Source organism: Shewanella sp. GXUN23E, assembly GCF_050865035.1.
GTDB lineage: Bacteria > Pseudomonadota > Gammaproteobacteria > Enterobacterales > Shewanellaceae > Shewanella.
This window is the reverse complement of record NZ_JBOZWP010000030.1, coordinates 1-24,959: the sequence shown is the minus strand read 5'-3', so window position 1 is coordinate 24,959 and position 24,959 is coordinate 1. Positions and strand designations below refer to the sequence as shown.

The window sequence follows — 24,959 nt, the reverse complement described above, 5'->3', positions numbered from 1 at the left end:
CCTTCGCTTCCATTAGAATTTTCTCATGGATTGCAATCAGCTTTGCAGAGATCAAAATATGAAAAGACGAACCAGGATGTTGAGCCCGCTGCTGTTAGGATTGTCCCTGTGCGGTATTGCCGTGGCCGCCGACAGCCCCATCGCCAGTATGACTGTCAATGACGCCCCCAAAGAAAGATATCTGACGTTGGATGCCACCATTGAACCGGTCAAGGCGGCGACAGTATCCGCACAGACCTCAGGACGAATTCTGTCGATCAGTTATGACGTTAACGATAGAGTGCCGGCCAATGCCAGCCTGTTGCAGATCACCTCAACCGAGCAGGGTGCATCGTTGGCTGCCGCCGAAGCAGAATATGCCCGGGCGCTGGCACTCAATACCGATGCCCAGGCACAACTCAAACGCTTCAGTGAACTGTTTCCCCAGGGCGCCGTCTCCAAAGGCGATATGGACCGGGTGACGGCTCAGGCCAAAAGTGCCCAGGGCGCAGTGGAAGCTGCCAAAGCCCAGGTTGAAAAAGCCCGTGAGTCCGTGGCATACACTCAGGTTTACGCGCCTTTCTCCGGCATAGTGACCCAGCGTCATGTCGAAATAGGTGAAGCTGTTGCACCGGGTCAGCCGTTGCTGTCCGGCTATTCTTTGGATCAGATGCGGGCGGTGCTGATGGTGCCGCAGCAGTACCTCAGCGCCCTCAAAAACAATCCCCAAATTGACATAGTTCTGGACGATGGCCGCCGCTTTGAGCTGGCTGATTTTCAGGTGTTCAATTTCGCCTCCGGCGTTGGCCACAATTTTGAAGTCCGGGTGCCGTTTCCCGATAAGACCCCGGAACTGGCTCCTGGCACTATGGCTAAGGCCAGCTTCGTCGTGGACAAACGCCCAATGGTGACCATTCCCCAGAGTGCGCTCTATACCCAAAATGAACTGAGCGCGGTGTACCTGAAACAGGGCGACAACTTTTTGCTGACTCAGGTGCGCGTCGGTGAAAAACAGGGAGATCAGGTGGTGATCCTGGCAGGCCTCATAGCCGGGGATGAGATTGCACTCAATGCCTATGATGCACTGCTCAAGCAGAGGACACCATAATGGACAAACAGACAGATAATCTGGGAATTTCAGGCCGGATTGCGGCGCTGTTTCTGGGCAATGCCATCACACCTTTACTGGCGCTGCTGGGACTGCTGCTGGGTCTGTTCGCCATTCTGGTGACCCCGAAAGAAGAAGAGCCGCAGATCGATGTGACCTTCGCCGATGTGTTTGTGCCCTTCCCCGGTGCCACCCCCAGGGAAGTGGAGCAGCTGGTGACTCTGCCGGCGGAGCAGGTAATTTCGCAGATCCGCGATATCGACACCCTGTACTCCTTCTCCCGCGCTGATGGTGCCATGTTTATCGTGGCCTTCGATGTGGGTGTGCCCCGCTCGGAAGCCATTGTACGCCTGTACAATCAGCTCTATTCCAATATGGACAAGCTGCCGGCGTCTTCCGGTGTGGGTGAGCCGCTGATCAAACCCCGCGGCATTGATGATGTGCCCATCGTTAATCTGACACTGTGGAGTGAAGATCCGGGCGTTACGGCGCCCGCCCTCACCCGGGTTGCGCAAAATCTGGAGACAGAGCTCAAACGCATTCCCGGCACCCGTGAAGTCTACACAGTGGGCCAGCATCAGCTGGTGCTCAATGTGCGTATCGATCCGGCCAAGCTCAGAGGCTATGGTCTGTCGTTTGATCAAATCGGCCAAAGCCTGAAAAGTAACAACCTGATATCCATGCCAGCGCCATTGGTACAGGACAATCAGGTGATCAAAGTGCAGGCCGGGCAATTCCTGCACAGTCAGGCAGATGTCGAGCAGCTACTGGTTGCCGTTATTGCCGATGACAATGGCCGCCAGCAGCCGGTGTATCTGGGAGACATCGCCGATATTACTCTGGCGGCAGATATTCCTGACAACAACGTGTTTTACACAGGCAAGACCGGCACCTTCCCGGCGGTCACCATTGCCATTGGCAAGCAGGCCGGACAAAACGCGGTGGATATCGCCAAAGCGGTGCGCGAGCGTATTGCCGCAGTGGAAAATGTGCTGCTGCCGGACAACATCAAGGCCGAGATCACCCGTGACTATGGTCAGACCGCCGCTGAAAAATCCAACACCCTGATTTTCAAACTTATCTTCGCCACCGCGGCCGTGGTGCTGCTGGTTGTGCTGACCATGGGGCTGCGAGAGTCCGTGGTGGTGGGCATCGCCATTATCATCACCCTGGCTATCACCCTGTTCGCCAGTTGGGCCTGGGGCTTTACCCTCAACCGGGTGTCACTGTTTGCGCTGATTTTCTCCATCGGCATTCTGGTGGATGATGCCATTGTGGTGGTGGAAAACATTCACAGGCATATGTCGATGACAGACAAACCGCTGCGCAGCTTAATCCCGGGCGCAGTGGATGAAGTGGGCGGGCCGACCATTCTGGCCACCTTCACCGTCATCGCGGCATTGCTGCCCATGGCATTTGTGTCCGGGCTGATGGGCCCTTACATGAGCCCCATCCCCATCAATGCCAGCATGGGCATGCTCATCTCGCTGGTGATCGCCTTCGCCGTAACGCCCTGGCTGGCAGAAAAACTGCTGAAACGTCACACAGGTGCGCCCCATGATGTGGACGGCACCGACCCTCGGCTGCACAGGCTGTTCAATAAGTTAATGGGTCCCTTCCTGCACGGCCGTGATGGCCGCAAAGCCCGTGGCTTACTTGGCCTTGGCATAATTGCCCTGATCGCCATGGCACTGGCACTGCCGCTGACCAAACATGTGGTACTGAAAATGCTGCCGTTCGACAACAAATCTGAGTTCCAGGTAATTGTCGATATGCCCGAGGGCACACCGCTGGAAGATACCCAACGCGTGCTCAGGGAGATGGCGGACTATCTGCTGACTGTTGAGGAAGTCAAAGATCTGCAACTGTACGCAGGTACAGCGGCGCCAATGAACTTCAACGGTCTGGTGCGTCACTACTTCCTGCGCCAAAGCCCGGAGCTGGGCGATATTCAGGTCAACCTGCAGGATAAACATCACAGAGACAGAGACAGCCATGCCATCGCGCTGGCGGTACGGCCACAGCTGACCCAAATCGCTCAAAATCACAACGCTGTGGTCAAGGTGGTGGAAGTGCCGCCCGGCCCACCGGTTTGGTCTCCTATTGTGGCTGAGGTCTATGGCCCGAGCCCGGCCATCCGTAAACAGGCGGCGCTGGAAGTTAAAGCCCAGTTTGAAGCCACAAAGGATGTGGTGGATATCGACATCATGATCCCGGCGGATCAGCAAAAGTGGCAAGTGCGCATTGACCGTCAGCGCGCGGCGCTGCTTGGCGTCTCCTATGCCAGCGTGGTGGATGCCATCGCGACCTCCATCGGCGGTAAGGATGCCGGCACCCTGCATCTGGATGGTCAGAAGACCCCTGTGCCCATCCGGCTGGAGCTGAAAGAAGGCTGCAAGATGGATTTGGATGCGCTGCTGAACATGACCCTCACAGGAGCCCGGGGACCTGTGTCAATTGCTGAACTGGTACATATCGACAAGGGCTTTATTGAGCGTGAAATTGTGCACAAGGACATGGTGCCCATGATCATGGTGACCGCCGATATGGCAGGGCCGCTGGACAGCCCGCTGTACGGCATGTTCGATATCGCCGCTGAGCTTGAGCAGAAATTCCCAAATATGGCGCAGAACTATATCCAGCAGCCCTCAGGACTGGATCAAATCGCCGTGCTGTGGGATGGCGAGTGGAAAATCACCTACGAAACCTTCCGCGACATGGGTATCGCTTACGGTGTGGGCATGATTGCCATCTACCTGCTGGTGGTCGCGCACTTCCGCTCCTATCTGGTGCCACTCATTATCATGGCGCCCATTCCGCTGACCATCATAGGGGTGATGCCGGGGCACGCGCTGTTGCATGCTCAGTTCACCGCCACCTCGATGATCGGCATGATCGCCCTGGCGGGGATTATCGTGCGCAACTCCATCCTGCTGGTGGACTTTATCAAGCTGCAACAGGCTCGGGGAATAGAACTGGCTGAGGCAGTGATATCCGCCTCCACAGTGCGGGCCAAACCCATCATGCTGACGGCAGTCGCCGCCATGATAGGCGCGCTGTTCATTCTGGATGACCCGATATTCAATGGTCTGGCCATCAGTCTGATCTTCGGCATTCTGGTATCGACCGTGCTCACGCTGGTGGTGATCCCGCTGCTGTATTACGCATGGCAGTATCCAAAACAAGCGCAATCCTGAACGCACAATCAATCTTAAGCAACATCAATCTTGAACAACATGGGCGGCACTCAGGTGCCGCCGGGAGAACAACAATGAATACTGCACAAACAAGCAAAAAGCCCATGTCACTGGAGCGCGCCATCATGGCCTTCGCCGGTTTTATGGTGATCCTGTCATTAATTCTGACGGCAACTGTCAGCCACAACTTCATCTGGCTGACGGCCTTTGTCGGTGCCAACCTGTTTCAGAGCGCCTTCACGGGATTTTGCCCGGCGGCTATGCTGATGCGTCGTATGGGCGTAAAATCAGAAGCTGAACTTTCCATCAGAAGGAATTGACATGTTTTCAGCTTCTACCATTGTCAGACGCATACTGGCGCCTGTGTTTTTATTTACCTCCCTGTTTACCGGTATGGCTCAAGCCAATGATGACATATACCGGCAAGCCTGGGAGCGGGCCGCCAATGGCGCGATGGTGGTCGATGTCCGTACTCCGGCAGAATTTGCTCAGGGTCATCTGCCCGGCGCGATTAATATCCCGTTGCCGGAAGTCACACAGCAATTTGCCGCCCGCCAGATCCCCAAAGATGCCGATATTGTGCTCTATTGCCGCAGCGGCAACCGCAGTGGCCAGGCACAGCGGGCACTGATAAACCTGGGCTACAGCAATACGTTCAATGGCCTGGGCTATGATGGCCTGATGTCCCACCAGCCTGGCAATGGCAGTAAATAAGACGCCAAAACGTCAAAGCCCGGCAATAGCCGGGCTTTTTGTTTGCTGCATCAAGCAGGGTTACTTCAGACGTTCTGGCGTGACCAATACGGTATCTGCGCCGTTGGACACGTAAATTTCACCGTCGCTGACCGAATAGTTCAACTGCATACTGCGGCTCACCAGTTGTCCCATGGCCTGCACCTGCTCGGCGGGAATATTCCACACTTCCAGATTCTGATAACGGCCGAAGGTAGACTGGTTCTTCTGCCACCACACAGGTACACTGCGGCCACCATAGGCATAGAGTTTCACCTGTTTGGCGCGTCCGGCCGCTTTGCGCAACCACTTCTCATCGGCCTCACCAAATTCCACCCACAAACGAATGTCACCGGACAGCTCTTTCAGCCAAAGTTCGGCTTCATCATCGACACACAACCCCTTACTGAATTCCAGCCCTTCATCGGCATTGAGCGCATACGCCAGCAAACGTACCATCATACGTTCATCGGTTTCTGAGGGGTGCTGGGCCAGCGTTAACCCATGGTCATGGTAGTAATGCCGGTCCATGTCGGCGATCTGTAAGTTGGCTTTAAAAACGGTGGCTTTGAGTGCCATGTATCGGCTCCGGGTAAAAATGCTCACCGAAGCCTAACAGGCATCGACTTATTGTCAACCTGGATAAGCGGTTACAACAAATTGAAAGCAATATGTATGCTTTGGGTCATCAAAGGTGGACCCGTCGACGGACTATCCGGCAAGGCTGGATACGGAACTTAGATACAGGAAGCGGTCACGAAAGCCACCAACCGCCGCCACGTCTGTTTAAGGCGGGTCTACAGCGCACCTGGCTGCACATACCTGGCCTCGGGGAAATGCGCCCTGAGCTGAGAGATAGTTGCGCTATCAGCATAAATGAGCATGCGCTCGCCGCGCTGAATCGCCTGGCTGAGCTCGCTGAGTCTGGGTAATTTCCCCCGACTGGCATCGCGGCGCAGCAATTCATTCAGCGTTTCGGGCAGCTCCACTTCCGCGTATACTGCATCAAGCCGCTGCAACAAAGGTACCACCGCCAGAGGTAACAGCTCAGCATGAATATCCTGCCGCAGCAATAACAGCTCCCCCGGGGTGGCGACATTGTTGAATGACAGGTCATAACACAGCTCGGTCTGGCTGTCGAAACGCTCACCGTTGAAATGAAAGAAACGCTCCCAGAATACCCGACGGGCTTTGCCTGACGGCAGCTTGTGCTGCACATCATCCCGTCTTGACGCGACAAAATTGAGCAACGGACTCAAAGAGGCAGGCAACATGGCTTCAAGCTTGGCGCGGATTTGCCGGGCAAACACAGGCGCCGCGCCGGCGGTGCTGATGGCCACCACCAGACGGCCACGGTCCACTATGGATGGGGTGATAAAATCACAGTCATCCGGGCTGTCGACCACATTCACCAGCGCGCCGCCTGCTTTGGCTGCGGCGGCAAGTGACTGATTCAGCGCATCAATGTCCGTGGCCAAATACACCAGATCCCAGCCTGGCATATCGGCATCCACTGCTTCCCGATGAATTAAGGTAACAGCACGACTGAGGGACTTTGTCTGGATCTCGTCACAGATATCCGGCGCGATAAGACTGATCTCCGCAACGGTGCGGGCCAGCAAATCCAGTTTGCGGGCAGCGACTTCACCGCCCCCCACAATCAGCACCCGCAACCCTTGAGTATCAACAAACAGAGGAAAATACTGCATCAGGCAGAGTCCACAGGCTTAAGCCTCAATCTTTCACCAAAGGCAGCAATCGCTGGACCCAGGCCTTGTAACCACCAACCAGCGAAGCAACCCTGGTATAGCCCATCAATTGCAGATTGTGAGCCGCCAGCGCACTGCGATAACCACCACCGCAATAGAGCAGCAAAGGCGTGGACTTATCAGGAAAACGGCTTTCAACGTCACGCTCGATAACGCCCCGCCCCAGATGTACCGCTCTGGGCAAACGATCCTTGAGCCATTCCCTGTCTTCACGCACATCCACCAGCTGCCAGCTGTCGTCGGCCTGATAATCTTCAATGGTCATTTCGATGATCCCCGGGCGAATGCTATCGACCAGAGCTTCAAATCCGGGATTATGCTGCACAATCAACTCCTGCATGGTAACGGATCAAGACGATACCCCAGTGTAATGCGCCCAGCCGCGTACGGGCAACTCAATAGCGTCAAAAATACCGGCTATCACATTGACAGAGTTCGGGATTTATCGACTTCCATGAGGTTTCAGCAGTCATTGTGGCGCTCGCAGCACTCAGCGCTGCAATTCCAGCACAATTCGAAACTGGCATCGTTCCACTCCTGACACTGCAAACATTGCCACTGGGGCAAATCAGCCTGAAGTTGACTGAGCAGTTGCCTGGCAGCATCAATACTCAGCTCAGGCACCCACAATTCAACCGTCTGCATGTCCACGGGTAACTCACCAACGCCGCCCATCAGGGCCTCGCCGCGAAGTTCCACCATTATGCCGCTGGCTTCCAGCAATCCTTTCCAGGTATGTGCCTGAAGCAAGTTCCCTCCGGCAACCAAACATTTACGTTCTTCCATGGCTATCCTGCTCATTTTTTACCGCTGTGCTCATCTTCCGCAAAGCGCTGACACTGTCAAGTAGCAATCACTTGATTACCAAATACACATTTAGCCCCAATACCATTGCAAGCCAGTGCCGATGCAGGTTTGTCGCGCTTTCTATAAACACAAAAAAAACGCCTGCATCAGGCAGGCGTTTGGGTGTCATCAGAGCTTGTCAGCTTAAGGCATAATGCTTGGCTGATCAGCACCTTCTTTTTCCACTTCCACTGGCATCATGTGCTCGCGGTTTACCCCCAGCTTGTAAGCCATGTAACTGGCCACATAGATGGATGAGTAAGTACCGAACAGAATACCCATCAGCAGTGCTGTCGCGAAACCGTGGATCATGGTGCCACCCTTGAGGAACAGCGCCACAACGGTAATCAGCGTAGTACCTGTGGTGATAATGGTCCGGCTCATGGTCTGGGTGATGGAGGCGTTAATCACTTCATAGGCAGTTGCTTTACGCATCTTAAGGAAGTTCTCACGCACCCGGTCATACACTACGATAGTATCGTTGAGTGAGTAACCCACAACCGTGAGTACGCCCGCCAGAACCGTCAGGTCAAACTCCAGCTGCAGCAGCGAGAACACCCCAAGGGTGAGGATCACGTCGTGCGCCAGAGACGCCACAGCGCCCGCGGCCAGACGCCACTCAAAGCGGAAGGACACATAGATCAAAATACAGATCAGTGCCACCAGTACCGCCAGACCACCCTGCTCAGCCAGCTCTTTACCGACCTGAGGTCCCACGAACTCCACCCGCTTCTGCACCACACTTGGGTCCAGCTTCTGAGCGGCAGCCATCACTTCAGTGACCTGAACATCACTCTTGAAGCCTTCTTTTGCCTGCAGGCGCACCAGGATATCGCGGGTTGAACCGAAGTTCTGTACCACGGCACCTTTCACTGAATCGGCAGTCAGATTATCACGCAGGGCATTAAGTTCGGCTGGCTTGGAAAACTCCAGCTCCACCACAGTCCCGCCGGTGAAATCCAGCCCCCAGTTGATCCCTTTGGTTCCCAGACACACCACAGAGGCGATGGTCAGCAGCACAGACAGCGCCGCAATCACTTTGGCGTGCTTAAGGAAGTCGATGGTGTTTTTAAATGCGGTTAATTGCATCATGACAGTCGTCTCCCTTAAATCGACAGTTTCTTCACACGCTTACCACCCCAGATGGCATTCACGATAGCGCGAGTGCCGACAATGGCAGTAAACATGGAGGTAGCGATACCTATCATCAGGGTCACGGCGAAGCCTTTAATGGCACCGGTACCCACAGCAAACAGGATCAACGCTGTGATAAAGGTAGTAATGTTGGCATCGGTAATGGTTGAAAACGCATTGCCGTAACCTTCACTGATGGCTTGCTGCACGCTGCGACCGGCCCGCAGTTCTTCGCGGATACGCTCGTAAATCAGCACGTTACCGTCAACCGCCATACCGACCGTGAGCACCATACCGGCAATACCCGGCAAGGTGAGCACAGCACCCGGGATCATCGACATAATACCGACAATCATGATCAGGTTGGCACACAGTGTCAGGTTGGCAATCAAACCAAAGGCGCGGTAGTACACCATCATAAAGATGAGCACGATAACCATGCCCCAAATCATCGCCTGCAGACCGGATTCAATGTTCTGCTGACCCAGACTTGGACCAATGGTACGTTCTTCGACGATAGACACAGGCGCAATCAGGGCACCGGCACGCAGCAGCAGCGCCAGGTTCTGGGATTCGCCATGAGTCAAACCGGTGATCACGAAGTTACGACCCAGACGCGCCTGAATGGTCGCGACCGAGATCACTTCTTCGATCTTCTTCATCTTGATGCTGCCGTCTGGGTTCTTGTCACCGGTATCTTTATACTCGATGAACAAAGTCGCCATCGGCTTGCCGATATTGTCTTTGGTGACGTTGGAGAAAATGTTGCCACCCTTGGCATCCAGACCGATAGCCACCTGAGGACGGCTGTACTCGTCGAAGGTTGGCTGAGCGCTGGTGATATGGTCGCCAGTCAGCATCACTTCTTTATACAGCACTACAGGTTCACCGCTGCGACGCTGATAGACTTCGCTGCCGGCAGGCACACGACCTTCCAGAGCATCTTTCATGTCAGCACGCTGATCGACCATATGGAATTCAATGGACGCAGTAGCACCCAGAATTTCCTTGGCACGGGCAGTATCCTGCACACCAGGCAGTTCAACGATGATGCGCTCGGCACCCTGACGCTGCACCACCGGCTCAGCCACACCCAGTTCGTTTACCCGGTTACGGATAGTGGTGATGTTTTGCGACAGCGCCTCTTCCTTCACCTGCTTGAGATAGGTTTCACTCATGGTAGACAGCAAAGCGTACTTGTCGCCTTCGGTCACATCAGTAAATACCATCTCATTGCCGTTACGGGACTTGAGGAAACTCTCAGCCTTTTGCAGGTTTTCTTCATCACGGAAACGGATTTCGATACCTTTAGCTGTGCGGTTGATACCTGAGTAACGGATACGCTCTTCACGCAACTGATTGCGGAAATCCGCGACCTTGGCTTCTTCCATCTTGCGAATGGCTTCGTTCATGTCCACTTCCATCAGGAAGTGCACACCACCACGCAGGTCAAGACCCAGTTTCATTGGACTGCCGCCCAAATCTTCCAGCCATCTTGGGGTCGCAGGAGCCAGGTTGAGGGCAACGGTATATTTGTCACCCAGCGCGGCCGCGATAGCTTCTTTGGCTGCCAGTTGCTGATCTGCGTTCGCCACGCGAACCAGCAATTGACCGTTCTCCAGATCCGAACGCTTGACCGCAATACCCTCTTTGGTCAGCAAGTCATCGATTTGGGTCTGGGTTGCAGCAGTCACCTCAACTCCGCGGGTGCCCACTACCTGCACAGCATGATCCTCACCGAAGAGGTTTGGCAGTGCATAGAAAAAACCGACGGCGATGATCAAAATCACCATCAGGTTTTTCCACATGGGGTATTTATTTAACACACCTTTGCCCTCTTGGCGTTACAGCGACTGGATAGAGCCTTTTGGCAGCACAGCGGCGATGTAGTCCTTTTTGATGGTGATCTGAGTGCTGTCATTCAGGTTCAGCAGCACGTAATCATTGTCATCGCTGATCTTGGCAATCTTACCCAGAATACCGCCACTGGTCAGGACTTCATCACCCTTACCCAGCGCAGACATCAGGTTCTTGTGTTCTTTAACGCGCTTGGCCTGAGGACGGTAGATCATGAAGTAAAAGATCAGGCCGAAGATGACCAGCATGAAAATCAGTTCCATGGTACCGCCACCCTGAGGTGCACCGGCAGCGTTGGCGTAAGCGTTTGAAATAAACATTGTCTTCTCTTCTTGTTGATAAAAAATTAATCAGCCAATTCAGGCACTTCACGACCTTGACTGGTATAGAAATCTGCCACGAAGGCATCTAATGTACCTGTCTCGATCGCACCGCGCAAACCTTCCATCAAACGCTGGTAATAACGCAGGTTGTGAATGGTGTTCAGGCGGGCGCCCAGAATCTCGTTACAACGATCCAGGTGATGCAGATACGCCCGTGAGTAGTTCTTACAGGTGTAACAGTCACACTTGGCATCCAAAGGTGAAGTGTCATCGCGATGACGCGCATTGCGGATCTTGATAACCCCTTCACTGGTAAACAGATGACCGTTGCGGGCATTACGGGTTGGCATCACACAGTCAAACATGTCAACGCCGCGACGTACGCCTTCAACCAGATCCTCTGGCTTACCTACCCCCATCAAATAACGTGGTTTGTCCGCCGGGATTTGCGGGCACACATGCTCCAGTACGCGGTGCATGTCAGCCTTGGGCTCACCCACAGCCAGACCACCGACGGCATAACCGTCAAAACCGATTTCCAGCAGGCCTTTAAGGCTCTCATCACGCAGATCTTCGTACACGCTGCCCTGAATAATACCGAACAGGGCATTGGGGTTTTTCAGACGGTCAAATTCATCGCGGGAGCGTTTTGCCCAGCGCAGTGACATCTGCATCGACTTGCGGGCTTCATCGTGAGTCGCCGGATAAGGCGTACACTCATCGAAAATCATCACGATATCTGAGCCCAGAGAGTGCTGGATCTGCATAGACTTTTCAGCGTCCATAAAGATTTTTTCACCATTGATGGGCGAGCGGAAATGTACGCCCTCTTCGGTGATTTTACGGATATCACCCAGACTGAATACCTGGAAACCGCCGGAGTCAGTCAGGATAGGACGCTGCCAGTTCATAAAGTCGTGCAGGTCGCCGTGCTTGCGCATGATCTCTTCACCGGGACGCAGCCACAGGTGGAAAGTGTTACCCAGCAGGATCTCCGCGCCAGTGGCACGCACTTCTTCCGGGGTCATGCCCTTAACAGTACCGTAGGTGCCCACTGGCATAAATGCCGGGGTCTCAACCGTACCACGTTCAAACACCAGACGGCCGCGACGGGCGCGCCCACAGGTTTTATCCAGTTCAAATTTCATCGTATACCTCGTCAGAGAAACAGTCTGACAGTGCAGAAAGTCACGAATATCAAAAAAGTAGATGGGGTCAAATTGCCCGTCTTCAAGAGCGGCAAAAGAAAAATACCCATCCGTAAAGGGATGGGTATTTTAAATCAATTTCCGCTGTTATTGGGGCTTTTTAGTCACAAACATCGCATCACCATAGCTGAAGAAGCGGTATTTTTGCGCAACTGCATGACTGTAGGCGTTGATCACATGGTCAAATCCGGCAAAGGCACTCACCAGCATGATGAGTGTTGACTCGGGCAGGTGGAAGTTGGTCACCATGGCATCCACCACTTTGAATGCATAACCAGGATAGATAAAGATATCGGTATCACCGCTGAATGGCTCCAGCTCACCCTTGCTGGCCCTGGCGGCGCTTTCCAGTGAGCGCACTGAAGTGGTTCCCACTGCGATCACCCGCTTGCCCGCGGCTTTGGTGGCTTTAATCAGTTCAACCACATCCGCCGGCACGTTGGCCCACTCAGAGTGCATCTTGTGCTCGAGGATATTGTCTACCCGCACCGGCTGGAAAGTGCCTGCGCCCACATGCAGGGTCACAAACGCCATATTCACGCCCTTGGCTTTCAAGGTCTCCAGCATGCCGTCATCAAAGTGCAGACCGGCAGTCGGCGCCGCCACAGCACCGGGATTCTGGTTATACACGGTTTGATACCGCTCTTTGTCAGCGTCTTCATCGGGGCGATCGATATAGGGTGGCAGTGGCATATGGCCGACCGCTTCCAGCACTTCCAGAATAGTCAGTTCGGACTGCAGTTCCAGCTCGAACAGCGCGTCATGACGGGCCAGCATTGTCATTTCAAAGCCGCCATCGAGATTAATCATGGCGCCTTCTTTGGGCGACTTGGAGCTGCGCACATGGGCCAGAATGCGTTTGTCATCCAGCATGCGCTCCACCAGAATTTCCAGCTTGCCGCCCGTGGCCTTCTGGCCAAACAAACGTGCCGGGATCACCCGGGTGTTGTTGAACACCATCAGATCGCCGGGATTAATCATCTCCAGCAAATCGATGAACTGCCTGTCAGCCAGCGCGCCGGTTTCACCATTGAGTGTCAGCAAACGGGAGGCAGTACGCTCGGCCATTGGATAGCGGGCGATGAGTTCATCAGGAAGGTCAAAGGTAAAATCTGAAACGCGCATGAAAATACGACTCGGCTTGGCTTAAGACGGCGGCCAGTCTAGTGTCAGTGGACATGAAGATCAAGGAAATCAGCCGCCGCGCCATGGCCTTTTATCAGCGCTTATCCGAGGATTCGCCGTCAATAGGCTGGGTTGCCGGAGGATCACTGCGCGTTGCAGAAGCCACATCTTCCAGACGATAAGGATGACTGGTGAATGGGATATCGATATTGATAGGGCGACGCGGTCGGGGCCGGAAGAACCGGTATAGTCGGGCAAATCTTTTTTTTGCGTAGCTAAGCATCTTCCATGATCTCCAGAGGTGTTGGCTGCCAAACCGGCAAAACGGTCGCATTCCTTGCGAATTTGTGTATGCTTGCCAGTCTTCGGGCTGCTTTGCTTTGTCAGACTGCCTGGGCATGTTACCTTTTGTTTCAAATTTCGCCAATGCTAAATTATGAATTTTCTAGCCCATCTTCACCTGGCTGACAACAGTCAGACCAGTCTGGCCGGCAATCTGGCCGGTGACTTTGCCAAAGGCAATATCCAGGATTTTGCCAAACCACTGCAACAGGGGATCTGGTTGCATCGCCAGTTGGATCAATTGACTGATGAGCATGAGATCAGCCGTGATCTTATCCGTCAGTTCCCCAAAAAGTACAGCCGCATTGCGCCTGTGCTGATGGATTTGGCCTTTGACCATATGCTCGCCCGTTATTGGGATGAGTACCATGGCGATACGCTGGAAGTGTTCACCCAGCGGGCTTACGAGGAGCTGGCTCAGACCCCGGATCTGCCGGAAAAACTCAGTAAATTGGTACCTGTGATGCGTCAGCAAAACTGGCTGCTGGCCTATGAGTCCCGCACAGGTCTCAATGATGCCATCCTTGGTGTTGGTCGCCGTTTCTCAAAACCCGAGCTGTTTGTGGGCGCTGACAAAGTGGTTAAACAGATGGACACCGACATTGAAATCGCCTTCCGTACACTGTATCCACAATTGATGGCCTACAGCCGTATCCTGAGTCGTAAAACTCCGGACGATTATCTATAACCCGTTTTCAACCCAGAGTTAAGGCATGCACACATCGTTTTTATCTCGTTTCCGTCAAAAGTCGTTCTGGCTGAAGTTGCTGCGGGATCTCGCGCTGATGGGCGCAGTCATCTATGGCGTCAGCCTGTTTTTACAACGGGATATGGCAAGTGGTCAGGCGCCTGCACTGGCCGGGGAATCCATTCAGGGCACGCCAATAAAACTCAGACCCCATGAAACCACGCTGGTATACTTCTGGGGCACCTGGTGTCCTGCCTGTAAAGTCACCTCTCCGGCGGTAGACTCCCTCAGTGAAGACTACAAAGTGATTTCTGTCGCCGTGGCTTCCGGTACCCGACACGAAATTCGCGACTATATGCAAAAACGCGATTACAGCTTTCCGGTCATTGAAGGGACTCAGGCTATGTCTGACGCCTGGGGCGCCTCGGCATTGCCCGCTATCTATATTGTCAGAAATGGCGAAGTGCAATTTGTCACCCGCGGCGTAACCAGCGAGTGGGGACTGTCCTGGCGATTGTGGCTCAGCGACTGGCTGGCCTGATAACCGGTAAGCCTGTGCATACTGACCGGACAAAGCACTGGTATCCCACTCTAAACCCCGTTATATTTCGGCGCCTTTAAAGACCAAGCGGAGCCTTCATGCAGATTTTTGACTATCATCCTCCCGCCCTGCCCTGGCTGGATATTCGTTACCGGGACAGAGACATGATTGTGATATCCAAGCCCTCTGGCTTGCTGTCCAATCCCGGCCGGGCTGAAGTGACTCATGACTGCGCGCTGACACGGCTGCAAAGCCTGTATCCGGAAACCATTCTGGTGCACCGCCTGGATTGTGATACCTCAGGCATCATGGTGTTCGCCCGCAATAAAAAGGCGGAGTCCAACCTCAAGACCCAGTTTCAGGACAGGAATATGCAGAAGGTGTATATCGCCGAGGTAGATGGCTTGCTGGAGCGGGATAGCGGGGTTATCGATCTGCCTATCGGAGCGGATCTGACACGCAGACCACTGCAGCAAATTGATGTGAATGGCAAGTCAGCAGTCACTGACTATCGGGTACTTGAGCGCCGGCAACATTCAACCCTGGTTGAGCTGCGGCCACACACAGGCAGAACTCATCAGCTGCGGGTGCATATGAAAGCCCTGGGGCATGTGATTCTGGGGGATAATTTCTACGGTGATGAACGTACACGCAGTGCCCGTGAGCGACTGTGCCTGCATGCCGAAAGTCTGACGCTGGCTCATCCTTTCAAAGGTAAAACCCTGAGTTTTACCAGCCGGCATCCGTTTTAACCGGGTAACGGCTTACCCGGTCAATAAGCTATCGTTAGCCCTGAATCAGGCGCTTTGCAGTGCCTGACAGCCTGATTCAGTGCACAGGTGCAACTGATCGTCACGCAGCAGAAAATATTCACCGAACAAATTGCCGCCTCTGTCTTCCAGTTTCAATCCATCGACAGTCTCGGTTACCTGCATCAGATCCCGGCTGTGACAGCCATCTTCAGACCAGGTTTCCAGCACCCACTGTTCACCACTGCGGTATACGTTAATTTTGTCGCCTTCCCCATCGCGGGTATCCAGCCACTCTCCCACCAACTGCTGCGCTTCCATTGTACTGACGCCTCCCATGACTCGTCTGCGATTTGAACTGCCCTGCAACCCCTGGATCCGGAAAAACTCGATGGCAGCATCCAGTATTTCGCGGGGTACGGCATTAAGCATAGTTGTCATGGTCAAACTTTCTCCAGAAGGAATCAACAGTTACACAGCGTTTTTTTACGGCTGTTGGAATTGGCCGCAAGTGTACAAATTCCGACAGACAAAAAAGTGATATAAATCACCAAAATCAACTTTTGCGGCGAAAAAAACGGCAAGTCTGAACGGGTTGCTGCGGTTACTGCCAGGCCATCATTTATTGCTGCAAGTTTGACCTGATGAAGTGTTTTTCTGATATAAGATGCAAAACCAGGGATCAGAACAATAACAATTCAGGAAATAGTATGTCGCAATTCAACAGAAGAGATTTTCTCAAAGCCGCTACCGCAGTGACGGCAACTGCCATGGCCAGCGGATTGGCAGGGTGCCAGCACACACCCACAGCACCGAAAGCCTCTGGCAACCGTGTTATTGGCCTGACGGTGGTTCCGATGGAGGTGGTCAGAGTCGGTTTCATCGGCGTTGGCCAACGGGGCTCTGGTCATGTGAAGCATTTCTGTCACCTCGATGGGGTTGAGATTAAAGCCATCTGTGATCCACATCAGGAGTCCCTGGCAGCCGCCGTCAAACAGGTGACTGACGCAGGTCTGCCGACGCCGGATGCCTATGGCGCCGGTGATTATGATTACCGCCGCATGCTGGAGCGTCAGGATATCGATATAGTGATAATCTCCACGCCCTAGCGCTGGCATGCACCGATGGCGATCGACACCATGGAAAGCGGGAAACACGCTTTCGTGGAGGTACCGCTTGCACTGACGGTGGAGGAATGCTGGCAGTTGGTCGACACCGCCGAGCGCACCCAAAAGAACTGTATGATGATGGAGAACGTCAATTACGGTCGCGACGAGCTGATGGTGCTCAATATGGTACGTCAGGGTCTGTTTGGTGAACTGCTGCATGGCGAAGCTGCCTATATTCACGAACTGCGCTGGCAGATGAAAGAGATAGACAAAAGCACCGGCTCATGGCGCACTTACTGGCACACCAAACGCAACGGCAATCTCTACCCTACCCATGGACTTGGACCGGTTTCCCAGTATATGAATATCAACCGCGGCGACCGCTTCGATTACCTGACCTCCATGAGTTCCCCGGCGCTGGGCCGCGCTCTGTATGCCAAACGGGAATTTCCCGCCGAGCATGAGCGCAATCAGCTGCACTATATCAACGGCGATATGAGCACGACCCTTATCAAAACCGTCAAAGGTAGGACCATCATGGTGCAACATGACACCACAACGCCAAGGCCCTACAGCCGTCACAACCTTATTCAGGGCACCAACGGGGTATTTGCCGGTTTTCCCAATCGCATCGCACTGGAGCAAGGCGGCAATGGCAACTTCCACCAATGGGATTATGAGATGGATAAGTGGTATGCCAAATATGACCATCCGCTGTGGCAACACATGGGCAAGGAAGCCGAGCGCAACGGCGGTCACGGCGGCATGGACTTTCTGATGTTGTGGCGCATGGTGTATTGCCTGCGCAACGCCGAGCCGCTGGATCAGGATGTGTACGACGGCGCCAGCTGGTCAGTCATCAATACCTTAAGTGAGCAGTCACTCAACAACAGATCCTGCTCAGTAGACATCCCGGACTTTACCCGCGGTGCCTGGCAAACCGCCACTCCGCTGGGGATCATCACGCCAGCCGACAATAACAAGACCTCAGCCTAGGACTTATCTGGGCGGGTGGGCATTGGCTTATACGGCCTCAACCGACAGGATCTGCAGGGTGAAATCCCCACCCTGCCTGTCGCCTATCACCAGGCCCAGGCTTTTAATTGCAGAAAAATCCGCGCTAATCCCCGGCAACGGCTGACCCCGGCGGCGAGCATGAAACTCAGTCAATGGCAGATTGACCTGCTGCCACACGTCATCATCTGCCCGACTGACAAACGCCTGCTGATATACAGGACTGTCAGGCGCCAGTGAATCCCTGAGATTCACCTTGTATTGCCTGCCATCCCCTTTGACCAACAGCCTGATATAACCGGCTGCGCTCAGATTTGTGTCAGCAAAATCGCAACGCACCGAGGCGAAGCCACCACCATTTGCCAGAGACACATGGCCACTGAACACCGCAAAACCCAGTGGAGATGCTGATAACCGGCTGCGGGAGAGTCCCCCCATTACACCATCATTGATGCTGTACCAGTCGCGGGCACTGTCCAGGGTTGAGAAATCAAACAACTTCATCACTAATACCAAAAAAAGGGAGCCAGTGGCTCCCCTTGTATCAAATTACGCTGACGCTTGTCATCAGACTGACTTGCGCTCAGCGGCCTCGCAGGCTGCAGCGGTAAAGACCACGTCAGTAGATGAGTTCAGTGCAGTCTCAGCCGCATCCTGGATCACCCCGATGATAAAGCCCACAGCAACTACCTGCATGGCCACATCGTTGGAGATACCGAACAGGCTACAGGCCAGCGGGATCAGCAGCAGCGAACCACCTGCAACACCTGAAGCACCGCAGGCTGATACAGCCGCCACCACACTGAGCAGCAGTGCAGTGAAGATATCCACCTGAATACCCAGAGTATGTACCGCTGCCAGCGTCAGAATGGTGATGGTAATGGCTGCGCCGCCCATGTTGATGGTTGCGCCCAGCGGGATAGACACGGAATAAGTGTCTTCATGCAGCTTCATCTTTTCACACAGCGCCATGTTCACCGGAATATTGGCGGCAGAGGAGCGGGTAAAGAAGGCAGTCACGCCACTTTCACGCAAGCAACGGAACACCAGCGGATAGGGATTACGACGGATATTCAGATAAACAATCAGTGGGTTAATCACCAACGCAATGATCGCCATGGCACCCAGCAAAACGGCCAGCAAATGGGCATAGCCGGTCAGCGCAGAGAAACCGGTTTTGGCAATGGTGCCGGATACCAGACCAAAGATCCCCAGCGGCGCCAGACGGATGATGAAACGTACCATCTGCGACACACTGTGGCTCATGTCCGAGAACACCATCTTAGTGGTGTCATTGGCATGATGCAGCGCCATACCCAAACCCACACCCCAGGCCAGAATACCGATGTAGTTGCCGGTCAGCAGCGCATTTACCGGATTATCCACCAACTTGAACAGCAGCGTGCTGATCACTTCGGCAATCCCCTGAGGAGGCGTCGCGCCTTCAGCTATATCGGCCAGAACCAGATCAGTCGGGAACAGGAAGCTCATCACCACGGCGGTTACCGCCGCAGCAAAGGTTCCCACCAGATACAGGACCACAATAGGACGCATGTTGGTCTGGGCATTCTTCTTCTGATTGGCAATGGAAGATGCCACCAGAATAAACACCAGCACCGGCGCGATGGCTTTCAGCGCGCCAACAAACAGGCCACCGAGAAATTCGACCTGCAATGCCGCAGACGGAGACAGCGTCGCCAGCAGTACGCCGGCAATAATCCCCATCAGAATTTGCAGTACCAGACTGCCGCCGGCGATACGCGCCAGCAATGATTGTTGTTTCATACTTGACCTTAAATAACAATATCGGAGTCGTTTCCTGACCCAATGACAGGCGACTCTCTATAAGATTGTTGATTGCATAAAAAAGGGTAAGCAGGGTTTGTATCGAATGCCGTCCGGTTTGTCTAGCAAAAGCCGTGACCCATCCCCCAGAATGAGACACGGTGTACATTCAACAGGCAATTTCGACTGATTTTGGTACTGAAGTGGGGAACTTTTGCTGCCACCAAGGGTCGGGCTCAGGATTCTCTGTGGCGAGTTGCACCGGTGAGCATGGCATGGATCAATTCATCTGCGTCAAACTTGGTCAGCGCTTCATCGGCACCGACTTGACGGGCCTGACTGACACTGATCTCGCTGGACAAAGAAGTGTGTAGAATCAAATAAGCATCGGCCAGTGCCGGATTATTTTTAACCTCGAACGCCAGCTCGTAGCCATCAAGCCCTGGCATCTCAATGTCGCTGACCAGAATATCCACCGGCCGACCGGCAGCAGCATCAGCCTGCATCAGCTCAAGCGCCCGGGCGCCATTGTCAGTCACCTGGTAGGGAATATTCAGGTCATCCAGAGCATCAGACAACTGTTTGCGTGCAACCTTTGAATCATCAACCAGCAAGATATTCAACGGCTTAAGCATTTCCCGCTGGACATCCGTCACTGCGGCATATTGCTTGGTGAATGGAAATATTGCGGCCATCAAGAGTTCGACGTCCAGCAGTTGTACCAGTTGCTGATCAAGACGGGTAATACCGGTGAGAAATGCCCGTTTGCCCAGGTTATCAGGCGGAGATTCAATCTCCCGCCAGTTGCACTGAACGATACGCTCGATGTTGCGTACCAGAAAGCCGGTAATTTGCCGGTGGCAGTCCGTTACTATGATAAAAGCATCTTTTCGCTCACTGTCGGTCAGCGGCCGATAACCTACTGCGCTGGCCATATCCACCACAGGGATACTCTTGCCCCTGAAATTAATGGTACCTACGACGGCCTGATGGGAATGAGGCAATTGATGTAAACGAGTGAAGGGGATCAATTCACGGATCTTCAGCGTTCCGAGCGCAAATACCTGCTGCCGGGTTAACCGGAACAACAGCAGTCCCTGCGATTGATTAGCCTTGGAAGTCATATTGATAAACCCATTTCCCCTGTAGTTCCAGTATGGCACGCGCCATCAAAAGAGATACAGACCCGCGCGCCGTTTAACCATACTGTTTTAACACATGCATTCTCAATGATGTCGCGCCGATAACCGGCATTGGCCATCACAGGCGACCTCAATACCGGGTGACTTTAATCCAGCGCGATCTCCGGCAGCGCATAGATCAGATCAAACACGCCCTGATCCCAACCGGGCAATGAGAAGGCGTCGGCATTCAATGCCCGTACCTGACTGACAGCATGCACAGGCGCAGCGCCTGTCTGGGTCAGGTAACAGGCCAGCAGAGCTGAGGTCAGTTCGTTGCCACTGGGACAACAGACCAGCGCCGGCTTGCCGGCAGTTCGCCACTGATGCAGCCGTTTTAACGCATCAGTCAAACCGTTAAGCAGTTCATCCGTCGGGGCGACATCAGGAAAACCGGCCAGTGACAGCGTTGCTCCATGCCATTCTATGTGCGTCGCACTCAGAGCTGCGCACTGCTGTGCCGTCAACCCACAAAAGCTGAGTATTGCCTTAACCCCCAGTTCGCTGAGTCGCTCACACTGCGGTGACTGCAGCAGACACTGATCGCCACCGGCCAATTCACCATCAATCAACCAAAAAAACTGTTTCATCATTCCCTCAGCACATGAGACTTCAACCGATGAATTAACACATAAGCCGGTTTTCAGCGCCCCTTGGATTGCGGATTTTTGTCCTGGCTCACATCCGGCTGCTGCGCCGGGAGCTCAAAGCCACAGACCTGCTCCCTTGGCAATCTGAGCTTGTGTTTCTTCTCAATCACCCGGAAGTGATGAAATTCGTCAGGGCAGATCAGGGACACTGCCAGGCCCGACTCCCCTGCCCGTCCTGTACGGCCAATCCGGTGAATGTAATCTGCCGGACTGCGGGGCAGTTCATAGTTGACCACGGCGGGCAGCTTGTCGATATCCAATCCACGGGCAGCAATGTCAGTAGCGATCAGGATTTGTAATTTGCCCTGCTTGAAGTCATTGAGCACAGCACCCCGGTTTCCCTGGGATTTGTCGCCGTGAAATACCTGAGTATTAATACCGGCACGCTGCAACTTTTGTTGCAACCGATTACAGCTTTGTTTGGCATTGGCAAACACCAGCAGCTGAGGCCACTGATTTTGTTTAATAAGCTGGATCAGCAGCTGGGTTTTGCGCTCAGCGGCCACTTCAATGACGCGTTGACAGATATCCGCCTTGTCGGTTTCCGCCGTCATGGTGATATCCAGCGGCTGTCTGAGCACCTTGCCGGCCAGCGCAGTCACTTCATCACCAAAGGTGGCTGAAAACAGCGCGGTCTGGCGATTTTTGGGCAAACGCGCAAACAGTTGCGACAGTTCATCGGCAAAGCCCAGGCTCAGCAGTTTATCGGCTTCATCCAACACCAGAGTCTCAAGCCGATCGAGCTTAAGGGCATTTTTCCCCAGCAGATCCAGCAGCCGCCCGGGCGTTGCCACCAGCACATCAGCGCCACCGCGCAGAGCCATCATCTGTGGATTGACCGACACCCCGCCATACACAGTCAGCACGCTTGGTGCCGGGCTAATCTGCGCACAGTACTGGCGGATACTTTCCCCCACCTGCATGGCCAGCTCGCGGCTGGGAACCAGCACCAGAGTGCGCACAAAACGCCCACGAGCGGACGGTGGGATCATCATCAAACGCTGCAGCAATGGCAGTGCAAAAGCGGCGGTTTTTCCTGAGCCGGTATTGGCCTGCACTTTGACATCCTGTCCCTGCAACATGGCAGGAATGGCGGCAAGCTGCACGCCCCGGGGCGCGTCATAACCGAGCGCAGCAAGCTGGCGGGTCAATGGCGCCAGCAGACCAAGTCCGGAGAAAGTGGCGTTGTGAACACTCATAATAAACATCCCAAATAAGCAAGGGGCGAATAGTACTCTATCCTGCCAGTCAAAGCTTGTGCTAATGGGAAAGCTGCGATGCAGGCGGGAAATTTGTTGTGCATTGAATAAGCAATTGACCCTGTCTTGGGTTAACCTGATGGCACGCTTATTCCCCTATTGGGGTATTTTCAGGAAAGGATGCAGATGTTCCGTATTTTCGAGCGATGGACCCAACCACTTCCCGCCCATGAACCCACTCAGCCGCCGACCGGTTTATTTGCTTTTTGCCGCCACTATACCCGGGGATTTGAAAAGCCCCTGCTGCTGATGTCGCTGCTCACCGCCGTCCTCGCCATGCTCGAAGTCAGCCTGTTTGGTTTTCTGGGGCAATTGGTCGATTGGCTAACGACCAAAGATCCGGCCACCTTGTTGTCTGAGGAAGGCGGCAAATTGCTGCTGATGAGCCTGTTGGTACTGGTCGCCCTGCCGCTGGTCACCCTGTTGCATGGCTTATTGGTCTATCAGGCATTGCTTGGCAACTACCCCATGTCTATCCGCTTTCTGGCTCATCGCTATCTGCTGAAGCAGAGTGTCTCATTTTATCAGAATGACTTTGCCGGGCGGGTCGCCACCAAGGTGATGCAAACCTCGCTGGCGGTGCGGGAAACCGTGATGAAACTGCTGGATGTACTTGTCTATATTCTGGTGTATTTCACTTCCATGCTGGTGATGATCGCCAGTGCCGATACCCGCTTGGTTATTCCCATGTTGATATGGTTGATGGTTTACGCCGGGCTGCAGTTTTATTTTGTGCCCCGGCTCAAGGCCGTTGCCTCCGCCCAGGCAGAGGCGCGCTCCATGATGACCGGCCGGATTGTCGACAGCTACACCAATATCACCACAGTTAAATTGTTTGCCCACACAGATCAGGAAGCGCAATACGCCAAAGCCGGTATGACAGAGTTTTTGCAGACAGTGTACCGGCAAATGCGGCTGGTCACCGGACTCAATGTCAGCGTGCAGGTGTCCAACTATCTGCTGGCGTTTGCCATCGCCGCCCTGTCTATTTATCTGTGGACCGGCAGCGCCATCAGTGTTGGCGCCATTGCGGTGGCCGTCAGCTTGTCATTGCGGCTCAACGGCATGTCACAATGGATGATGTGGGAAGTCAGCTCACTGTTTGAAAATATCGGTACCGTCGCCGATGGCATCAGTACACTCTCCAAACCCACAGCAATAGTCGATGCAAGTGATGCCAGCGCCCTTGACGTCAGCAAGGGTGAAATCAGGTTTGACCAGGTCAGTTTTCACTATGGCAAAGATGAAGCCATTATCGAGGGACTGGATCTGACCATACGCCCGGGCGAAAAAGTCGGTCTGGTAGGCCGCTCCGGCGCCGGTAAATCGACCCTGGTGAATCTGCTGATGCGCTTTTACGATGTAGAGCAGGGACGGATTTTAATCGATGAGCAAGATATTCGGCGGGTTACTCAGGATTCATTGCGTTCACAAATCGGCATGGTGACCCAGGATACCTCCCTGCTGCATCGCAGCATTCGGGACAATATTCTTTATGGTCGGCCAGATGCAGACAACAACGCACTGCACCTGGCGATCAAACAGGCGCAGGCCGATGGATTTATTCAGCAGCTGACCGATCCCCACGGCAATCAGGGACTCGATGCTCTAGTGGGCGAGCGCGGTGTAAAACTCTCTGGCGGGCAGCGACAGCGAATCGCCATCGCCCGGGTGCTGCTAAAGGATGCCCCCATTCTGCTGCTGGATGAAGCGACATCGGCACTGGATTCAGAGGTGGAGGCCGCTATTCAGGAAAGTCTGTATCAGTTAATGGAAGGCAAAACGGTGATCGCCATTGCGCACCGACTGTCGACCATAGCGGCGATGGACAGGCTGATTGTGCTGGATAAAGGCAAAATCATTGAGCAAGGCACCCATCAGCAGCTCATCGCCCTTGGCGGTATCTACGCTCAGCTGTGGGCACATCAGACCGGGGGATTTCTGGGCATTGACTGAATCCGGCTAATTCGCGCTCGGCAAACAATGGCACTGACTTTTATGCGAAGTTTAACTGTGCTTCTGACGCTCTTAAGATAATCCATTAACGGATCTAAGCCACTCAGGCAGAACAAATTCGGCTCCGGATCAGATATATCATGGTGCACTACAGGTAATAGACAGTACACATTCAGATTACCTGGCTTGGGAAACAGTCACTGCCATTTCCCGAGGTATTCGACATCCGTCATGCTTAGTGACTTTGCCCCTCAGCCAATTTACATCGCTGATTTTCAGACACAAAAAAACCGCCATTGCGGCGGTTTTGTCTCTTTCAATAAGAAAGAGTGGTGGAGCTACGCGGGATCGAACCGCGGACCTCTTGCATGCCATGCAAGCGCTCTCCCAGCTGAGCTATAGCCCCT

General features: G+C 53.9%; 23 protein-coding genes, 1 tRNA gene and 1 pseudogene. 9 read left to right on the top strand and 16 right to left on the bottom strand.

Features of this window, described 5'->3' with window-relative positions; genetic code table 11:
• Nucleotides 1–58 precede the first annotated feature (58 nt).
• From ACRRUX_RS19455 to ACRRUX_RS19440, 4 genes are all read left to right on the top strand, one after another.
• Nucleotides 59–1,087: an efflux RND transporter periplasmic adaptor subunit gene (locus ACRRUX_RS19455; protein ID WP_432533712.1), complete on the top strand. Its 1,029-nt coding sequence runs from the start codon at nucleotides 59–61 to the stop codon at nucleotides 1,085–1,087.
• Nucleotides 1,087–4,284: an efflux RND transporter permease subunit gene (locus tag ACRRUX_RS19450; protein WP_432533710.1), complete on the top strand. Its 3,198-nt coding sequence runs from the start codon at nucleotides 1,087–1,089 to the stop codon at nucleotides 4,282–4,284. Before ACRRUX_RS19455 ends, ACRRUX_RS19450 begins: the two co-directional genes overlap by 1 nt.
• 104 nt (nucleotides 4,285–4,388) lie before the next feature.
• Entirely contained in the window at nucleotides 4,389–4,604 is a 216-nt protein-coding gene (locus tag ACRRUX_RS19445; protein WP_432533760.1) for a YgaP family membrane protein, read from the top strand.
• A 1-nt stretch (nucleotide 4,605) separates the two neighbouring features.
• Nucleotides 4,606–4,998 (top strand): rhodanese-like domain-containing protein, encoded by a 393-nt coding sequence (locus ACRRUX_RS19440; RefSeq protein ID WP_432533708.1) that lies wholly within the window; start codon nucleotides 4,606–4,608, stop codon nucleotides 4,996–4,998.
• Nucleotides 4,999–5,058: 60 nt separating this feature from the next.
• Here ACRRUX_RS19440 and ACRRUX_RS19435 read toward each other — a convergent pair whose 3' ends face one another.
• From ACRRUX_RS19435 to queA, 9 genes are all read right to left on the bottom strand, one after another.
• Nucleotides 5,059–5,595 (bottom strand): YaeQ family protein, encoded by a 537-nt coding sequence (locus ACRRUX_RS19435; RefSeq protein ID WP_432533706.1) that lies wholly within the window; start codon nucleotides 5,593–5,595, stop codon nucleotides 5,059–5,061.
• Nucleotides 5,596–5,813: 218 nt separating this feature from the next.
• Nucleotides 5,814–6,725: a precorrin-2 dehydrogenase/sirohydrochlorin ferrochelatase family protein gene (locus ACRRUX_RS19430; protein WP_432533704.1), complete on the bottom strand. Its 912-nt coding sequence runs from the start codon at nucleotides 6,723–6,725 to the stop codon at nucleotides 5,814–5,816.
• Nucleotides 6,726–6,750: 25 nt separating this feature from the next.
• The gene (locus ACRRUX_RS19425; RefSeq protein WP_432533702.1) at nucleotides 6,751–7,125 is read right to left on the bottom strand and encodes a rhodanese-like domain-containing protein; all 375 of its coding nucleotides are present in this window, start codon (nucleotides 7,123–7,125) and stop codon (nucleotides 6,751–6,753) included.
• A 122-nt stretch (nucleotides 7,126–7,247) separates the two neighbouring features.
• Complete coding sequence (locus ACRRUX_RS19420; protein ID WP_432533700.1) at nucleotides 7,248–7,571, bottom strand: DUF2007 domain-containing protein; 324 nt, start codon at nucleotides 7,569–7,571, stop codon at nucleotides 7,248–7,250.
• 204 nt (nucleotides 7,572–7,775) lie between these two features.
• Nucleotides 7,776–8,723: a protein translocase subunit SecF gene (gene secF, locus ACRRUX_RS19415; protein WP_432533698.1), complete on the bottom strand. Its 948-nt coding sequence runs from the start codon at nucleotides 8,721–8,723 to the stop codon at nucleotides 7,776–7,778.
• 14 nt (nucleotides 8,724–8,737) lie between these two features.
• Nucleotides 8,738–10,591: a protein translocase subunit SecD gene (secD, locus tag ACRRUX_RS19410; protein ID WP_432533696.1), complete on the bottom strand. Its 1,854-nt coding sequence runs from the start codon at nucleotides 10,589–10,591 to the stop codon at nucleotides 8,738–8,740.
• 18 nt (nucleotides 10,592–10,609) lie between these two features.
• The gene (gene yajC, locus ACRRUX_RS19405) at nucleotides 10,610–10,942 is read right to left on the bottom strand and encodes a preprotein translocase subunit YajC (RefSeq protein WP_432533694.1); all 333 of its coding nucleotides are present in this window, start codon (nucleotides 10,940–10,942) and stop codon (nucleotides 10,610–10,612) included.
• A 26-nt stretch (nucleotides 10,943–10,968) separates the two neighbouring features.
• On the bottom strand, nucleotides 10,969–12,093 hold the full coding sequence (gene tgt / locus ACRRUX_RS19400; protein ID WP_432533692.1) for a tRNA guanosine(34) transglycosylase Tgt: 1,125 nt from the start codon (nucleotides 12,091–12,093) through the stop codon (nucleotides 10,969–10,971).
• A gap of 147 nt (nucleotides 12,094–12,240) precedes the next feature.
• Nucleotides 12,241–13,278, bottom strand: a complete 1,038-nt coding sequence (gene queA / locus ACRRUX_RS19395) for a tRNA preQ1(34) S-adenosylmethionine ribosyltransferase-isomerase QueA (protein WP_432533690.1) — start codon at nucleotides 13,276–13,278, stop codon at nucleotides 12,241–12,243.
• Nucleotides 13,279–13,714: 436 nt separating this feature from the next.
• Between queA and ACRRUX_RS19390 the strand changes: the two genes are divergently transcribed.
• The 3 genes from ACRRUX_RS19390 (at nucleotide 13,715) to ACRRUX_RS19380 (ending at nucleotide 15,601) form a co-directional block, all read left to right on the top strand.
• Nucleotides 13,715–14,308 (top strand): ACP phosphodiesterase, encoded by a 594-nt coding sequence (locus ACRRUX_RS19390; RefSeq protein WP_432533688.1) that lies wholly within the window; start codon nucleotides 13,715–13,717, stop codon nucleotides 14,306–14,308.
• Between the two features lie 25 nt (nucleotides 14,309–14,333).
• The gene (locus ACRRUX_RS19385) at nucleotides 14,334–14,849 is read left to right on the top strand and encodes a protein disulfide oxidoreductase (protein ID WP_432533686.1); all 516 of its coding nucleotides are present in this window, start codon (nucleotides 14,334–14,336) and stop codon (nucleotides 14,847–14,849) included.
• A gap of 98 nt (nucleotides 14,850–14,947) precedes the next feature.
• The gene (locus tag ACRRUX_RS19380; protein ID WP_432533684.1) at nucleotides 14,948–15,601 is read left to right on the top strand and encodes an RluA family pseudouridine synthase; all 654 of its coding nucleotides are present in this window, start codon (nucleotides 14,948–14,950) and stop codon (nucleotides 15,599–15,601) included.
• A gap of 45 nt (nucleotides 15,602–15,646) precedes the next feature.
• Here the strand turns inward: ACRRUX_RS19380 and ACRRUX_RS19375 are convergent, their stop codons facing one another.
• The gene (locus ACRRUX_RS19375; RefSeq protein ID WP_432533682.1) at nucleotides 15,647–16,039 is read right to left on the bottom strand and encodes a hypothetical protein; all 393 of its coding nucleotides are present in this window, start codon (nucleotides 16,037–16,039) and stop codon (nucleotides 15,647–15,649) included.
• A gap of 269 nt (nucleotides 16,040–16,308) precedes the next feature.
• On the opposite strand from ACRRUX_RS19375, the pseudogene ACRRUX_RS19370 reads away from it, so the two are divergent.
• Nucleotides 16,309–17,703, top strand: a pseudogene (locus ACRRUX_RS19370) (Gfo/Idh/MocA family protein).
• 27 nt (nucleotides 17,704–17,730) lie between these two features.
• Here the strand turns inward: ACRRUX_RS19370 and ACRRUX_RS19365 are convergent.
• The 5 genes from ACRRUX_RS19365 to ACRRUX_RS19345 all read right to left on the bottom strand — a co-directional run bounded on the left by ACRRUX_RS19365 (nucleotide 17,731) and on the right by ACRRUX_RS19345 (nucleotide 22,536).
• Nucleotides 17,731–18,225, bottom strand: coding sequence for a CIA30 family protein (locus ACRRUX_RS19365; protein ID WP_432533680.1), 495 nt, complete (start codon nucleotides 18,223–18,225; stop codon nucleotides 17,731–17,733).
• A 63-nt stretch (nucleotides 18,226–18,288) separates the two neighbouring features.
• Nucleotides 18,289–19,506, bottom strand: a complete 1,218-nt coding sequence (gene sstT / locus ACRRUX_RS19360) for a serine/threonine transporter SstT (protein WP_432533678.1) — start codon at nucleotides 19,504–19,506, stop codon at nucleotides 18,289–18,291.
• A gap of 236 nt (nucleotides 19,507–19,742) precedes the next feature.
• Nucleotides 19,743–20,630, bottom strand: a complete 888-nt coding sequence (locus tag ACRRUX_RS19355; protein WP_432533676.1) for a chemotaxis protein — start codon at nucleotides 20,628–20,630, stop codon at nucleotides 19,743–19,745.
• 164 nt (nucleotides 20,631–20,794) lie between these two features.
• Nucleotides 20,795–21,280 (bottom strand): protein phosphatase, encoded by a 486-nt coding sequence (locus ACRRUX_RS19350; protein ID WP_432533674.1) that lies wholly within the window; start codon nucleotides 21,278–21,280, stop codon nucleotides 20,795–20,797.
• A 50-nt stretch (nucleotides 21,281–21,330) separates the two neighbouring features.
• The gene (locus ACRRUX_RS19345) at nucleotides 21,331–22,536 is read right to left on the bottom strand and encodes a DEAD/DEAH box helicase (protein WP_432533671.1); all 1,206 of its coding nucleotides are present in this window, start codon (nucleotides 22,534–22,536) and stop codon (nucleotides 21,331–21,333) included.
• Between the two features lie 186 nt (nucleotides 22,537–22,722).
• Here ACRRUX_RS19345 and ACRRUX_RS19340 point away from each other — a divergent pair, with 186 nt between their 5' ends.
• Nucleotides 22,723–24,552 (top strand): ABC transporter ATP-binding protein, encoded by a 1,830-nt coding sequence (locus ACRRUX_RS19340; RefSeq protein ID WP_432533668.1) that lies wholly within the window; start codon nucleotides 22,723–22,725, stop codon nucleotides 24,550–24,552.
• A 330-nt stretch (nucleotides 24,553–24,882) separates the two neighbouring features.
• Here ACRRUX_RS19340 and ACRRUX_RS19335 read toward each other — a convergent pair.
• Nucleotides 24,883–24,958: transfer RNA gene (locus ACRRUX_RS19335), tRNA-Ala, on the bottom strand.
• Nucleotide 24,959 lies beyond the last annotated feature (1 nt).